The organism is Devosia sp. Leaf64 (assembly GCF_001421945.1).
Classification (GTDB): domain Bacteria; phylum Pseudomonadota; class Alphaproteobacteria; order Rhizobiales; family Devosiaceae; genus Devosia.
Map to the genome: position 1 here is coordinate 687,559 of NZ_LMLO01000021.1, position 13,079 is coordinate 700,637.

Annotated in this window: 21 protein-coding genes; 20 read left to right on the forward strand and 1 reads right to left on the reverse strand. The window is 59.2% G+C overall.

Annotation, left to right across the window (positions count from 1 at the left end; translation table 11 throughout):
* Window positions 1-7 precede the first annotated feature (7 nt).
* Window positions 8-1,102, reverse strand: coding sequence for an NAD(P)-binding domain-containing protein (locus tag ASE94_RS16230; protein WP_062631245.1), 1,095 nt, complete (start codon window positions 1,100-1,102; stop codon window positions 8-10).
* A 473-nt stretch (window positions 1,103-1,575) separates the two neighbouring features.
* Between ASE94_RS16230 and rpsL the strand changes: the two genes are divergently transcribed.
* The 20 genes from rpsL to rpsH all read left to right on the forward strand — a co-directional run bounded on the left by rpsL (window position 1,576) and on the right by rpsH (window position 13,047).
* A complete protein-coding gene (gene rpsL, locus ASE94_RS16235) occupies window positions 1,576-1,947 on the forward strand; it encodes a 30S ribosomal protein S12 (protein WP_035080811.1) in 372 nt (123 codons plus the stop codon).
* A gap of 12 nt (window positions 1,948-1,959) precedes the next feature.
* A complete protein-coding gene (gene rpsG / locus ASE94_RS16240; protein ID WP_061906842.1) occupies window positions 1,960-2,430 on the forward strand; it encodes a 30S ribosomal protein S7 in 471 nt (156 codons plus the stop codon).
* A gap of 12 nt (window positions 2,431-2,442) precedes the next feature.
* Window positions 2,443-4,533, forward strand: a complete 2,091-nt coding sequence (fusA, locus tag ASE94_RS16245) for an elongation factor G (protein WP_061906841.1) — start codon at window positions 2,443-2,445, stop codon at window positions 4,531-4,533.
* A gap of 70 nt (window positions 4,534-4,603) precedes the next feature.
* A complete protein-coding gene (tuf, locus tag ASE94_RS16250) occupies window positions 4,604-5,794 on the forward strand; it encodes an elongation factor Tu (RefSeq protein WP_061906840.1) in 1,191 nt (396 codons plus the stop codon).
* Window positions 5,795-5,862: 68 nt separating this feature from the next.
* The gene (gene rpsJ / locus ASE94_RS16255; protein WP_035080820.1) at window positions 5,863-6,171 is read left to right on the forward strand and encodes a 30S ribosomal protein S10; all 309 of its coding nucleotides are present in this window, start codon (window positions 5,863-5,865) and stop codon (window positions 6,169-6,171) included.
* Between the two features lie 87 nt (window positions 6,172-6,258).
* On the forward strand, window positions 6,259-6,954 hold the full coding sequence (gene rplC / locus ASE94_RS16260) for a 50S ribosomal protein L3 (RefSeq protein WP_061906839.1): 696 nt from the start codon (window positions 6,259-6,261) through the stop codon (window positions 6,952-6,954).
* A complete protein-coding gene (gene rplD / locus ASE94_RS16265; RefSeq protein WP_061906838.1) occupies window positions 6,955-7,575 on the forward strand; it encodes a 50S ribosomal protein L4 in 621 nt (206 codons plus the stop codon). It begins immediately after the preceding gene.
* Window positions 7,572-7,865 carry a 50S ribosomal protein L23 gene (locus ASE94_RS16270; protein ID WP_061906837.1) on the forward strand — a complete coding sequence of 98 codons (294 nt, stop codon included), beginning with the start codon at window positions 7,572-7,574 and terminating at the stop codon, window positions 7,863-7,865. The genes rplD and ASE94_RS16270 overlap by 4 nt, the downstream gene beginning before the upstream one ends.
* An 18-nt stretch (window positions 7,866-7,883) precedes the next feature.
* Window positions 7,884-8,723 (forward strand): 50S ribosomal protein L2, encoded by an 840-nt coding sequence (gene rplB, locus ASE94_RS16275; protein ID WP_061906836.1) that lies wholly within the window; start codon window positions 7,884-7,886, stop codon window positions 8,721-8,723.
* Between the two features lie 3 nt (window positions 8,724-8,726).
* Window positions 8,727-9,005, forward strand: a complete 279-nt coding sequence (gene rpsS, locus ASE94_RS16280; RefSeq protein ID WP_061906835.1) for a 30S ribosomal protein S19 — start codon at window positions 8,727-8,729, stop codon at window positions 9,003-9,005.
* A gap of 1 nt (window position 9,006) precedes the next feature.
* The gene (gene rplV, locus ASE94_RS16285; protein WP_056308259.1) at window positions 9,007-9,387 is read left to right on the forward strand and encodes a 50S ribosomal protein L22; all 381 of its coding nucleotides are present in this window, start codon (window positions 9,007-9,009) and stop codon (window positions 9,385-9,387) included.
* Window positions 9,387-10,124 (forward strand): 30S ribosomal protein S3, encoded by a 738-nt coding sequence (gene rpsC, locus ASE94_RS16290; RefSeq protein ID WP_061906834.1) that lies wholly within the window; start codon window positions 9,387-9,389, stop codon window positions 10,122-10,124. Before rplV ends, rpsC begins: the two co-directional genes overlap by 1 nt.
* 15 nt (window positions 10,125-10,139) lie before the next feature.
* Entirely contained in the window at window positions 10,140-10,553 is a 414-nt protein-coding gene (gene rplP, locus ASE94_RS16295; protein WP_061906833.1) for a 50S ribosomal protein L16, read from the forward strand.
* Window positions 10,554-10,563: 10 nt separating this feature from the next.
* Window positions 10,564-10,758 (forward strand): 50S ribosomal protein L29, encoded by a 195-nt coding sequence (gene rpmC, locus ASE94_RS16300; RefSeq protein ID WP_061906832.1) that lies wholly within the window; start codon window positions 10,564-10,566, stop codon window positions 10,756-10,758.
* Window positions 10,759-10,770: 12 nt separating this feature from the next.
* Window positions 10,771-11,004, forward strand: a complete 234-nt coding sequence (rpsQ, locus tag ASE94_RS16305; RefSeq protein ID WP_061906831.1) for a 30S ribosomal protein S17 — start codon at window positions 10,771-10,773, stop codon at window positions 11,002-11,004.
* A 66-nt stretch (window positions 11,005-11,070) separates the two neighbouring features.
* Complete coding sequence (rplN, locus tag ASE94_RS16310; RefSeq protein WP_035080843.1) at window positions 11,071-11,439, forward strand: 50S ribosomal protein L14; 369 nt, start codon at window positions 11,071-11,073, stop codon at window positions 11,437-11,439.
* A complete protein-coding gene (gene rplX, locus ASE94_RS16315) occupies window positions 11,439-11,750 on the forward strand; it encodes a 50S ribosomal protein L24 (protein ID WP_061906830.1) in 312 nt (103 codons plus the stop codon). Before rplN ends, rplX begins: the two co-directional genes overlap by 1 nt.
* Window positions 11,743-12,300 (forward strand): 50S ribosomal protein L5, encoded by a 558-nt coding sequence (gene rplE / locus ASE94_RS16320; protein ID WP_061906829.1) that lies wholly within the window; start codon window positions 11,743-11,745, stop codon window positions 12,298-12,300. The genes rplX and rplE overlap by 8 nt, the downstream gene beginning before the upstream one ends.
* 30 nt (window positions 12,301-12,330) lie before the next feature.
* Complete coding sequence (gene rpsN, locus ASE94_RS16325; protein WP_061906828.1) at window positions 12,331-12,636, forward strand: 30S ribosomal protein S14; 306 nt, start codon at window positions 12,331-12,333, stop codon at window positions 12,634-12,636.
* A gap of 12 nt (window positions 12,637-12,648) precedes the next feature.
* A complete protein-coding gene (rpsH, locus tag ASE94_RS16330) occupies window positions 12,649-13,047 on the forward strand; it encodes a 30S ribosomal protein S8 (RefSeq protein ID WP_061906827.1) in 399 nt (132 codons plus the stop codon).
* Window positions 13,048-13,079 lie beyond the last annotated feature (32 nt).

Here is a 13,079-nt window from a genome sequence, read left to right on the forward strand (position 1 = left end):
GATCATTTCAAGTCACCATCCCAAGGTAATTGGTCAACTCGCGTGCCGCCGCCGATCCCGCTCGATTTGCGCCGATCGTCGAGGCCGACGGACCATACCCGACCAGATGCACCCGCGGATCGAGCGCAACCTGCGTTGCCAACCGTCCGGTCATGGTTATCCCGCCGCTCTCTTCCCGCAATTGCAACGGCGCCAGATGATCGAGCGCGCTGCGAAAACCCGTGCACCAGAGAATGACGTCGACATCGAGCGTGGCGCCATCCTCCCAGCGCACCCCTGTCGACGTGATCTCGGAAAACATCGGCCGGCGCTCGAGAACGCCGCGCTCCCGCATGCTGGTAATGGCCGGCGTCACCGGCAACCCCGTCACCGAAACAACCGCTTTGGGCGGCAGGCCGGCTCGGACCCGCTCCTCGACCATCGCGACCGCGGCACGCCCAGCCTCCTCGTCGAACGGCCCCTCTCGCCAACGCGGCGGCGTCCGAGTAACCCAGGTGGTCTCCGTTACCTTGGATATCTCGTCGAGCAACTGGATCGCCGAAATACCACCACCGACAATCAGGACGTGCTTGCCTTTGAAAGCCTCAGCGACCGTGTAGTCGCGTGTGTGAAATTGCTCTCCGCCAAAGAGCGCCGCCCCCGGATAGTCGGGAATATAGGGTTTCTCCCAAGTCCCCGTGGCATTGATGATTCCCCGCGCCGAGAACAGTCCGCGATCGCTTTGGACGCGCAGCCGGTCTCCGCGGTCGCAGACCACGGTGACATTGGCGGGTCGCACGACGCGGAGGTCGAACCGCTCCTCATAGGCCGCAAAGTAGTGTGGCACGGCGACGGAGGCCCTGACACTCTCGTCGCCCCCAGCAAATTCGGCAAAACCCAGCCCGGGCAGATCATGCACACGATTGACGGTGCTCAAGGTCAGAGATGGCCATCGATACTGCCAGGCGCCGCCCGCTTGTGCCGCGTGGTCGAGGACCAGAAAGTCTTTCTCGGGCTTTAATCCCAGTGCCTTAAGATGATAAGCCGCGCTCAAACCGGCCTGTCCCGCGCCGATCACCACGATATCCATCTTGAGTGCAGCACGTAGGGCAGGGGTGGTCATGATGGGCTCCGGAGGTCGCGTTCACATTTAGGTGCCCACTATCCTGTCGGCAAGTTGACCGCTTTCGTGATAAGTCCCTGTTAACGATTGCCGAACGGAGTTTGGACGATCCGTCCACCCCTGAATGACCCGTCCGATGGGCTGAAGTGGCCGGAATGCATGGCTCTTGCGCGAAGTTTTCCGCGAAAGAATCCTTGACGGGGCGAGTCAACAGTTCTAAACAGCGCCTACCTTAGCGGTCGGTCGTGAATGTCACACCGGGTCCCTGCCACCTAGCGCGGGAATCCAGGGCACTCAAACACACTGTCGGGTAACTAGACGAAGCAAATCCTTGTGCGCATGACTGTCCCATTTTGGTGGGGTGGTCCGCTGCAACTAAGGCGCCGCCGATTCCCGGAAGGGTTCGGATGAGCGCCAATTTGGTTTGCTTGTGTAGACCGAACTAAAATTTTTTGGACGATGGAAAGAGCGCAATGCCCACCATTAATCAGCTGATCCGCAAACCACGCGCCAGCAAGCCAAAGCGGAACAAGGTTCCCGCCATGGAAGCAAACCCGCAGAAGCGTGGTGTTTGCTCCCGTGTGTACACGACGACCCCAAAGAAGCCGAACTCGGCTCTGCGTAAGGTGGCCAAGGTTCGCCTGACCAACCAGCGCGAAGTGATCTCCTACATCCCCGGTGAAGGTCACAATCTGCAGGAGCACTCCGTTGTGCTCATCCGCGGCGGTCGCGTTCGCGATTTGCCGGGCGTTCGCTATCACGTGCTCCGTGGTGTCCTCGATACACAGAGCGTGAAGGACCGCAAGCAACGCCGTTCGAAGTACGGCGCGAAGCGTCCGAAGTAAGGAGATCGAGATATGTCCCGTCGTCACCGCGCAGAAAAACGCGACGTTATCCCGGACGCTAAGTTCGGCGATCTCGTTCTGACCAAGTTCATGAATTCCCTGATGAAGGACGGCAAGAAGTCTGCTGCCGAATCCATCGTCTACGGTGCTTTCGAAATCGTCGAGAGCAAGACCAAGCAGGACCCGATCACGGTGTTCCATGGCGCCCTGGACAATATTCGTCCGGCCGTCGAAGTTCGTTCGCGCCGCGTTGGTGGTGCGACGTACCAGGTTCCCGTTGAAGTCCGTACCGACCGTCAGCAGGCCCTGGCCATCCGTTGGCTGATCGAATCCGCTCGCAAGCGCGGTGAGAACACCATGCGTGAACGCCTCTCGGGCGAACTCATGGATGCCATGAATGGCCGCGGTCAGGCCGTCAAGAAGCGCGAAGATACGCACCGTATGGCTGATGCCAACCGTGCCTTCTCGCACTACCGCTGGTAGTAGGAGCGCCAAATGGCACGCGAATATCCTATTAATCTCTATCGTAACTTCGGCATCATGGCTCACATCGATGCTGGCAAGACGACCACGACCGAACGTATCCTTTACTACACCGGCAAGTCCCACAAGATCGGCGAAGTCCATGACGGCGCCGCGACCATGGACTGGATGGAGCAGGAACAGGAACGCGGCATCACCATTACGTCGGCCGCTACGACCACGTTCTGGAAGGACCGCAACGGTACCCAGCACCGCTTCAACATCATCGACACTCCCGGCCACGTGGACTTCACCATCGAAGTCGAACGTTCGCTGCGCGTGCTCGACGGTGCCGTCGCTCTGCTCGACGCCAATGCTGGCGTTGAACCGCAGACCGAAACCGTGTGGCGTCAGGCTGACAAGTACCACGTTCCGCGTCTCATCTTCGTCAACAAGATGGACAAGACCGGTGCCGACTTCTACCGCTGCGTAGAAATGATCGGTTCGCGTCTCGGCGCCCGTGCCGTTCCGGTTCAGCTGCCGATCGGCGCCGAAACTGAATTCAAGGGCGTTGTCGATCTCATCGAGATGAACGCTCTGGTCTGGCGTAACGAAGAGCTCGGTGCTCAGTGGGACGTCGTCGAGATCCCTGCCGATCTCAAGGACAAGGCCGTCAAGTACCGCGAAGCTATGGTCGAAGCCGCCGTCGAAATGGACGACGCTGCGATGGAAGCTTATCTCAACGGCGAAGTGCCGAACAACGACACCATCCGTCGTCTGCTTCGTCAGGGCGCCATCGGTGCCAAGTTCTTCCTCGTCTTCGCTGGCTCGGCGTTCAAGAACAAGGGCGTGCAGCCCCTGCTCGATGGCGTTATCGACTTCCTGCCGTCCCCGCTCGACGTTCCTGCTATTCAGGGCATCGACGCCAAGACCGAAGCGCCGATCGAACGTCACGCTGACGACTCCGAGCCGCTTTCGATGCTGGCATTCAAGATCGCCAACGACCCGCACATGGGTACGCTGACCTTCTGCCGCATCTATTCGGGTCACCTCGAAGCGGGCATCAGCCTGGAAAATACCGTGAAGGGCAAGCGCGAACGCGTTGGCCGCATGTTCCAGATGCACGCCAACAGCCGTGAGCAGATCACTGAAGCCTTTGCTGGTGACATCGTCGCCATCGTCGGCCTCAAGGACACCACCACGGGTGACACGCTGGCTCCGACCAACTCGCAGGTTATCCTCGAGCGCATGATCTTCCCGGATCCGGTTATCGACATCTCCGTCGAGCCGAAGTCCAAGGCTGACCAGGAAAAGATGGGCCTCGCCCTCAACCGCCTGGCTGCTGAAGATCCGTCGTTCCGCGTCAAGACCGACGAAGAATCCGGCCAGACCATCATCTCGGGCATGGGCGAACTTCACCTCGATATTCTCGTCGACCGTATGCGTCGCGAGTTCAAGGTCGAAGCCAATATCGGCCAGCCGCAGGTTGCTTACCGTGAGACGATCACGCGTAAGACTGAAAAGGACTACACCCACAAGAAGCAGTCGGGTGGTTCGGGTCAGTTCGCGCGCATCAAGATCACGGTTGAGCCGGGTGAAGTCGGCAAGGGCCTCGAATTCGTCAATGCCATCGTTGGCGGCGCTGTTCCTCGTGAATACGTCCCAGGTGTGTCGAAGGGTGTCGAATCGGTGATGGGCGCAGGCCCGCTGATCGGCTTCCCGGTCGTCGACGTTAAGGTCACTCTGACCGACGGCGCCTACCACGATGTCGACTCTTCGGTACTCGCCTTCGAAATCGCCGGCCGTGCAGGCTTCCGTGAGGCTCTTCGTGAAGCCGGTCCGAAAATTCTCGAACCGATCATGAAGGTTGAAGTTGTCACGCCAGAAGACTACATGGGCGACGTCATCGGCGATCTCAACTCCCGTCGTGGGCAGATCCAGGGCACTGAAAGCCGTGGTGTTGTCCAGGTCGTGAATGCGTTCGTGCCGCTTGCTAACATGTTCGGGTATGTGAACTCGCTGCGCTCCATGAGCCAGGGTCGTGCACAGTATTCCATGGTGTTCGATCACTACGAACAGGTTCCGCAGGCTGTCGCTGACGAAGTCCAGGCCAAGTACGCCTAAAACCAGCGCAAGCTAGTCAAGAAACTCAACTGTATGTCGGCGATTGCGCTGACAAATTTGGAGAAAAGCTATGGCGAAGGAAAAGTTTTCCCGCTCCAAGCCGCACTGCAACATCGGCACCATCGGTCACGTTGACCATGGCAAGACCTCGCTGACCGCAGCGATCACCAAGATCCTGGCTGAGACCGGCGGCGCGACCTTCAAGGCGTACGATCAGATCGACGCGGCCCCAGAAGAAAAGGCCCGCGGCATCACCATCAACACCGCCCACGTCGAGTATGAGACGACCAATCGTCACTACGCTCACGTCGACTGCCCAGGCCACGCTGACTATGTGAAGAACATGATCACCGGTGCTGCCCAGATGGACGGCGCGATCCTCGTCGTGTCGGCTGCTGACGGCCCGATGCCCCAGACCCGTGAGCACATCCTGCTCGCTCGTCAGGTTGGCGTTCCTGCTCTCGTCGTCTTCCTCAACAAGTGCGACATGGTCGACGATGCCGAGCTCCTCGAGCTCGTCGAGCTCGAAGTTCGTGAACTTCTGTCCTCGTACGAATTCCCGGGCGACGATATCCCGATCATCAAGGGTTCGGCTCTTGCCGCTCTTGAAGATTCCGACAAGAAGCTCGGCCACGACGCCGTTCTCGAGCTGATGGCCGCTGTTGACTCGTACATTCCGCAGCCGGAACGTCCCGTCGACCAGCCGTTCCTCCTCCCGATCGAAGACGTGTTCTCGATCTCGGGTCGTGGTACCGTGGTCACCGGTCGCGTCGAACGCGGCATCGTCAAGGTTGGTGAAGAAGTCGAAATCGTCGGCATCAAGGCAACCCAGAAGACCACCGTCACCGGTGTCGAAATGTTCCGCAAGCTGCTCGACTCCGGTCAGGCTGGCGACAACGTCGGCGCGCTGATCCGTGGTATCGACCGCACTCAGGTTGAGCGCGGCCAGGTTCTCTGCAAGCCCGGTTCCGTGACCCCGCACACCGACTTCACGGCTGAGGTTTACATCCTCACCAAGGAAGAAGGCGGTCGTCACACTCCGTTCTTCGGCAACTACCGTCCCCAGTTCTACTTCCGTACCACGGACGTGACGGGTATCGTGACCCTTCCCGAAGGCACCGAAATGGTGATGCCGGGCGACAACCTGAACATCAACGTTCAGCTCATCGTTCCGATCGCCATGGAAGAAAAGCTCCGCTTCGCTATCCGCGAAGGTGGCCGTACGGTTGGTTCGGGCGTCGTCGCCACGATCCTGAAGTAAGCCTCATTGAGACATTCGCGGCGCGCGATTAAGCGCGCCGTGATCTTTTTCCGTCAGGATTTGAGAAGATGAACGGTCAGAATATCCGCATCCGCCTCAAGGCGTTTGACCATCGCGTGCTCGATACGTCGACCCGTGAGATCGTCAACACTGCCAAGCGCACGGGTGCCCAGGTTCGCGGTCCGATTCCGCTGCCGACCCGCATCGACAAGTTCACCGTCAACCGCTCGCCCCACATCGACAAGAAGGCGCGTGAGCAGTTCGAGATCCGGACCCACAAGCGTCTGCTTGACATTGTGGACCCGACCCCTCAGACGGTCGATGCACTGATGAAGCTCGATCTCGCCGCCGGCGTCGACGTCGAAATCAAGCTCTAAGACTACAAGAACAAAAATTCCGCGCCTGCCGCGAAAGGGTCCTCTGAAATCATGACCCGGCAGAGCGCCAACAAGAAGGTATAACCGATGCGTTCTGGATTGATCGCACAGAAGCTGGGGATGACCCGCATCTTCGCCGAGGACGGCTCGCACGTTCCGGTCACGGTGCTGGCCCTGCAGAACTGCCAGGTGGTGGCGCAGCGTACCGTCGAGAAAGACGGCTACGTGGCTCTCCAGCTCGGCGCAGGCCAGGCTAAGGCCAAGAACACCTCCAAGGCAGAACGCGGCCACTATGCCGTTGCCAAGGTGGAGCCGAAGCGTCACGTCGCGGAATTCCGCGTTGATGCTGAAAACCTCATAGAGGTTGGCGCAACCCTCAAGGCGGACCACTTCGCCGAGGGCCAGCTTGTCGACGTCACTGGTACGTCGATCGGTAAGGGTTTTGCCGGTGGTATGAAGCGCTGGAACTTCGGTGGTCTGCGCGCCTCCCACGGTGTTTCCGTTTCCCACCGTTCCATCGGTTCGACCGGTGGCCGTCAGGACCCGGGTAAGACCTTCAAGAACAAGAAGATGCCGGGCCACATGGGCGATCGTCGCATCACCACGCAGAACGTCAAGGTCGTCAAGACCGACGTGGAACGTGGCCTGCTCCTGATCCAGGGTTCGGTTCCGGGCGCCAAGGGCGCTTGGATCATGGTCAAGGATGCCGTCAAGAAGCCGGCTCCCGCGAATGTAGTCCTGCCGGGCTCTTTCGAGGCCGCTGCTGCGGGAGAAGCGAAGTAAATGGAACTCAAGGTAACCACACTCGACGGTAAGTCCGCCGGTACGATCGAGCTCAAGGACGATGTCTTTGGTCTTGAAGTTCGCGCTGACATCCTGCACCGCATGGTTCGCTACCAGCAGCTCAAGGCGATGTCCGGCACGCATGACGTGAAGAACCGCTCTGAAGGCGTGCGCACGGGCAAGAAGTTCGTGAAGCAGAAGGGTTCGGGCGGCGCCCGTCACGGCGATCGCAAGGCTCCCCAGTTCCGTGGTGGTGGCCGTGCATTCGGTCCGACCCCGCGTAGCCACGCGATCGATCTTCCCAAGAAGGTCCGCGTTCTCGCGCTCAAGCATGCTCTCTCGTCCAAGGCCAAGGCTGGCTCGCTGATCGTCATCGATAGCGTTGCTCAGCAGGAAGCCAAGACGGCAGCGCTGCGCACCACCTTCGGCAAGCTCGAATGGGCAAGCGCGCTGATCATCGACGGCGCAAGCGTCGACCAGAACTTTGCTCTGGCCGCCCGCAATATCCCGAACATCGACGTGCTGCCGATCCAGGGGATCAACGTTGTTTCGATCCTCAAGCGCGACAAGCTCGTCCTGACCAAGGCAGCGCTCGAAGCGCTCGAAGCGAGGTTCGCATGAACAAGCTTGCCGCTTACGACATCGTCCGTAACCCCGTCGTGACTGAAAAGTCGACGATGGCTTCGGAATACAACCAGGTCGTTTTCGACGTGGCGATTGATGCCAGCAAGACCGAGATCAAGGCCGCCGTCGAGCAGCTTTTTTCGGTCAAGGTCAAGGCAGTGAACACCCTGGTCCGCAAGGGCAAGGTGAAGCGCTTCCGCGGCAAGACTGGCGTTCGCAATGACGTCAAGAAGGCCATCGTGACCCTCGTCGACGGCCAGTCGATCGATATTTCGACCGGCCTCTAAGGGACAAGAGACAGCAAAATGGCTCTAAAGACTTATAATCCGACCTCCGAAGGCCGTCGTACCCTCGTTACGACCGACCGTTCGGAACTGTGGAAGGGCAAGCCGGTCAAGGCTCTGACCGAAGGCCTCTCCAAGAGCGGCGGCCGTAACAATACTGGCCGCATCACTGCCTACCATCGTGGTGGCGGTCACAAGCGCTCTTACCGCATGATCGACTTCAAGCGCGTGAAGTTCGACGCAGTCGGGACGATCGAACGTCTCGAATACGATCCGAACCGCACCGCCTGGATCGCTCTGGTGAAGTACGAAGATGGCGAACAGGCCTACATCGTTGCTCCGCAGCGCCTGACTGCCGGCGACAAGGTCATCTCCTCGATGAACACTGTCGACGTGAAGCCAGGCAATGCAATGCCGCTCGAGCGCATGCCGGTCGGCACCATCGTGCACAACGTCGAACTCAAGCCCCGCAAGGGCGGCCAGGTCGCTCGTTCCGCCGGTGCCTATGCTCAGTATGTCGGCCGTGACTCCGGTTGGGCGATCCTTCGCCTCAACTCGGGCGAACAGCGCCGCGTACACGGTACGTGCCTCGCCACCGTCGGTGCCGTGTCCAACCAGGATCACGCCAACACCTCGCTCGGCAAGGCTGGTCGTAACCGCTGGCTCGGCAAGAAGCCGGTCAACCGCGGCGTGACCATGAACCCGGTCGACCACCCCCATGGTGGTGGTGAAGGCCGTACGTCTGGTGGCCGTCACCCGGTTTCTCCGTGGGGCAAGCCGACCAAGGGCAAGCGCACACGTTCAAATAAGGCCACGGATCAGTTTATCGTCCGCAGCCGCCACGTGAAGAAGGGCAGGTAAGTCATGACCCGTTCAGTTTGGAAGGGGCCGTTCGTCGACGGCTATATGCTCAAGAAGGCCGAGAAGGCCCAGAGCTCTGGCCGCAACGATGTGGTCAAGATCTGGTCGCGTCGCTCGACCATCCTGCCGCAGTTCGTCGGCATCACGTTCGGTGTGCACAACGGCCAGAAGCATGTTCCGGTGAATGTCACCGAAGACATGATCGGTCACAAGTTTGGCGAGTTCGCCCCGACCCGTACCTATTACGGTCACGCGGCCGACAAGAAGGCCAAGAGGAAGTAAGATGAGCAAGCCAAAGACTGAGCGCGCTCTCAAAGACAACGAGGCTAAGGCTGTCCTGCGCATGCTGCGCATCAGCCCTCAGAAGCTGAACCTCGTCGCGCAGTTGATCCGTGGCAAGAAGGTTGAGAAGGCTCTGGCCGATCTCGAATTCAGCCACAAGCGCATCTCCGGCCAGGTGAAGAAGGTGCTCGAGAGCGCCATCGCCAATGCCGAAAACAACCATGGCCTCGATACCGACGCGCTCGTCGTTGCCGAAGCCTTTGTGGGCAACTCGCTCGTCATGAAGCGTTTCATGGCTCGTGGCCGCGGCAAGTCGTCGCAGATCCAGAAGCCTTTCTCGCATCTGACGATCATCGTCCGGCAAGTTGAGGAGGCCGCATAATGGGTCAGAAAATCAATCCAATCGGCTTCCGTCTGGGCATCAATCGCACCTGGGATAGCCGCTGGTACGCCAACAAGGGCGAATATGGCACGCTTCTTCAAGAAGACCTGAAGATCCGCACCACCCTGATGAAGGATCTCAAGGCCGCTGCGGTCTCCAAGATCGTAATCGAGCGTCCGCACCGCAAGTGCCGCGTGTCGATCCACACTGCTCGTCCGGGCATCGTGATCGGCAAGAAGGGCGCTGACATCGACAAGATCCGCGCCAAGGTGAAGAAGTTCACCGACAGCGAAGTGCACATCAACATCGTTGAAGTGCGCAAGCCGGAAACCGATGCGACCCTTGTTGCTCAGGGCATTGCCCAGCAGCTCGAACGCCGCGTTGCCTTCCGTCGTGCCATGAAGCGTGCAGTGCAGACTGCAATCCGCATGGGCGCCGGTGGTATCCGCGTCAACGTTGGTGGTCGTCTTGGTGGCGCCGACATCGCTCGTACCGAATGGTACCGCGAAGGCCGCGTGCCGCTGCACACCCTGCGCGCCGATATCGACTACGGTACGGCTGAAGCCGAAACCACGTACGGCATCATCGGCATCAAGGTTTGGATCTTCAAGGGCGAAGTCCTTGAGCACGATCCTTCCGCCCACGAGCGTCGCGCTACCGAAGGTAGCGAAGGTGGCCAACGTTCTGAGCGCGAACCGCGCCGTGAGCGTGGCGATCGCGACCGCGAACGCGCATAAGAAGGTTGAACAATTATGCTGCAACCGAAGCGTACTAAGTTCCGCAAGGCCCACAAGGGCCGCATCCATGGTCTTGCCAAGGGTGGCACCGAGCTGGCTTTCGGCTCCTATGCCCTCAAGGCGACCGAACCCGAACGCGTTACCGCGCGTCAGATCGAAGCAGCCCGTCGCGCTATCACTCGTGAGATGAAGCGCCAGGGCCGCGTGTGGATCCGTATTTTCCCGGATCTGCCGGTTTCCAAGAAGCCTACCGAAGTCCGTATGGGTAAGGGTAAGGGCTCCGTTGAATACTGGGCAGCACGCGTAAAGCCGGGCCGCATCGTTTTTGAGATTGACGGCGTACCCGAAGACGTTGCAAAGGAGGCGCTTCGCCTCGGAGCAATGAAGTTGCCGATCACCACGCGCATTGTTACGCGCATTGTCGACTAAGGACACGAGCATGAAAGCCAGTGATGTGCGGAGCAAAACCGCAGACGAACTGAAAGATCAGCTCGTCGACCTTAAGAAAGAACAGTTCAACCTGCGTTTCCAGCGCGCTACCCAGCAGCTGGAAAAGCCCGCCCAGGTCAAGTTGGTCCGCCGCGATATCGCGCGGATCAAGACGATCCTCGGCGAAAAGAACGCAGCTAAGTAAGGAATAAAACCCATGCCAAAGCGCGTTTTGCAGGGGACTGTTGTCTCCGACGCTAACGAGAAGACCATCGTGGTCCGGGTCGAGCGCCGTTTTACGCACCCCCTTCTGAAGAAGACAGTGCGTCGTTCCAAGAAGTATCACGCTCACGATGAAGCTAATGTGGCAAAAGTCGGTGATATCGTGTGGATCGAAGAAACCGCACCGATCAGCAAGAACAAGCGCTGGACGCTTGTCCCTGCGGCGTAAGAGAATTTCAATTAGGTCGGCGCGCCGGGTGACGGTGCTGCCGATTCAACTAGAAGGCATCCAGTTATGATCCAGATGCAATCAAATCTCGACGTCGCGGACAATTCCGGCGCTCGTCGTGTCATGTGCATCAAGGTGCTGGGCGGTTCGCATCGTAAATACGCCTCGGTCGGCGACATTATTGTCGTTTCGGTCAAGGACGCTATTCCGCGCGGCCGTGTAAAGAAGGGCCAGGTTATGAAAGCTGTGGTCGTTCGCACCGCAACCGACATCCGTCGCCCCGATGGCACCGTCATCCGTTTTGACAAGAACGCCGCGGTTCTGATCAACAATCAGAAAGAGCCGATCGGCACCCGTATCTTCGGACCTGTTCCGCGCGAACTCCGCGCCCGGAACCACATGAAGATCATCTCGCTCGCTCCAGAGGTGCTGTAATGGCCTCCAAGATCAAAAAGGGCGATAAAGTCGTCGTCCTGGCTGGCAAGGACAAGGGCAAGACCGGTCAGGTCTTGTCGGTCATTCCCACCGAAACCAAAGCGCTTGTCCAGGGTATCAACCTTGTTCGCAAGCACCAGAAGCAGACTGCCTCGCAGGACGCCGGTATCTTCACCAAGGAAGCGCCGATCCACCTGTCGAACCTGGCCGTCGCCGACGCCAATGGCAAGCCCACCCGCGTCGGGTTCCAGATCAAGGACGGCGTGAAGACTCGCGTCGCCAAGACGACCGGAGGCCAGATCGATGGCTGAGACCGTTTACGTTCCGCGCCTGCGGACCTACTACGACGAAACCATCAAGGCCGAGCTGACCAAGCAGTTCGAGTACAAGAACGTCATGGAGCTGCCAAAGCTCGACAAGATCGTTCTGAACATGGGCGTCGGTGAAGCTGTCAACGACACCAAGAAGGTGAAGTCGGCTGCTGCGGAACTGGAAAAGATTGCGGGTCAGAAGCCGGTTATCACCCATGCCCGCAAGTCGATCGCAGGCTTTAAGGTCCGCGAAGAGATGCCGCTCGGTGTCAAGGTGACGCTGCGCAAGACCCGCATGTACGAGTTCCTGGATCGTCTGGTGAACATCGCACTCCCGCGCGTCCGCGACTTCCGCGGTCTCAATCCGAACTCCTTCGACGGCCGTGGCAACTATGCCATGGGCATCAAGGAACACATCATTTTCCCCGAGATCAACTATGATCAGATCGATCAGGTCTGGGGTATGGATATCGTGATTGCCACGACGGCCAAGACGGATGATGAAGCTCGGGCTCTGCTGCGCGCTTTCAACTTCCCGTTCCGCCAGTAAGCGGGCAGGGAAGGGATAAAGGATCAGAACATGGCAAAGACCAGTTCCATCGAAAAGAACAACAAGCGCGCCAAGCTCGCTAAGCAGTATGCTGAGAAGCGTTCTGCCCTCAAGGCGACCGTCAAGGATCAGACCTTGTCGATCGAAGAGCGTTTCAAGGCCACCCTCAAGCTGGCTGAATTGCCGCGCAACTCGGCAAAGGTTCGCGTTCGCAACCGTTGCGAAGTTTCGGGCCGTCCACGCGCTTACTACCGTAAGCTCAAGATGAGCCGTATCGCCCTGCGTCAGCTGGGCAACCTGGGCCAGATCCCGGGTCTCGTGAAGTCGAGCTGGTAAGGAGAGACATAAATGAGCTTTTCTGACCCAATCGGCGACATGCTGACCCGTATCCGCAACGCTCAAGAGCGTCGCCGGAACACCGTTTCGACCCCAGCCTCGACCCTTCGCGGTCGCGTGCTGGACGTTCTCCAGTCCGAGGGTTTCATCCGCGGCTACTCCGAGACCAAGTTCGAAAACGGCGCTGCCGAATACGAAATCGAACTCAAGTATTCGGACAATGAAGGCGTGATCCGCACCATCGAGCGCGTTTCCCGTCCCGGCCGCCGCGTGTATGCGTCGGTCAAGAATATTCCGCAGGTGGCGAATGGCCTCGGCGTGTCGATCCTCTCCACCCCCAAGGGTGTGATGGCCGACCACGAAGCCAAGGCTGCCAACGTTGGTGGCGAGGTACTCTGCCGCGTCTTCTAATGCGTGTGGGCCCGAAGTCCATTGATGCACTT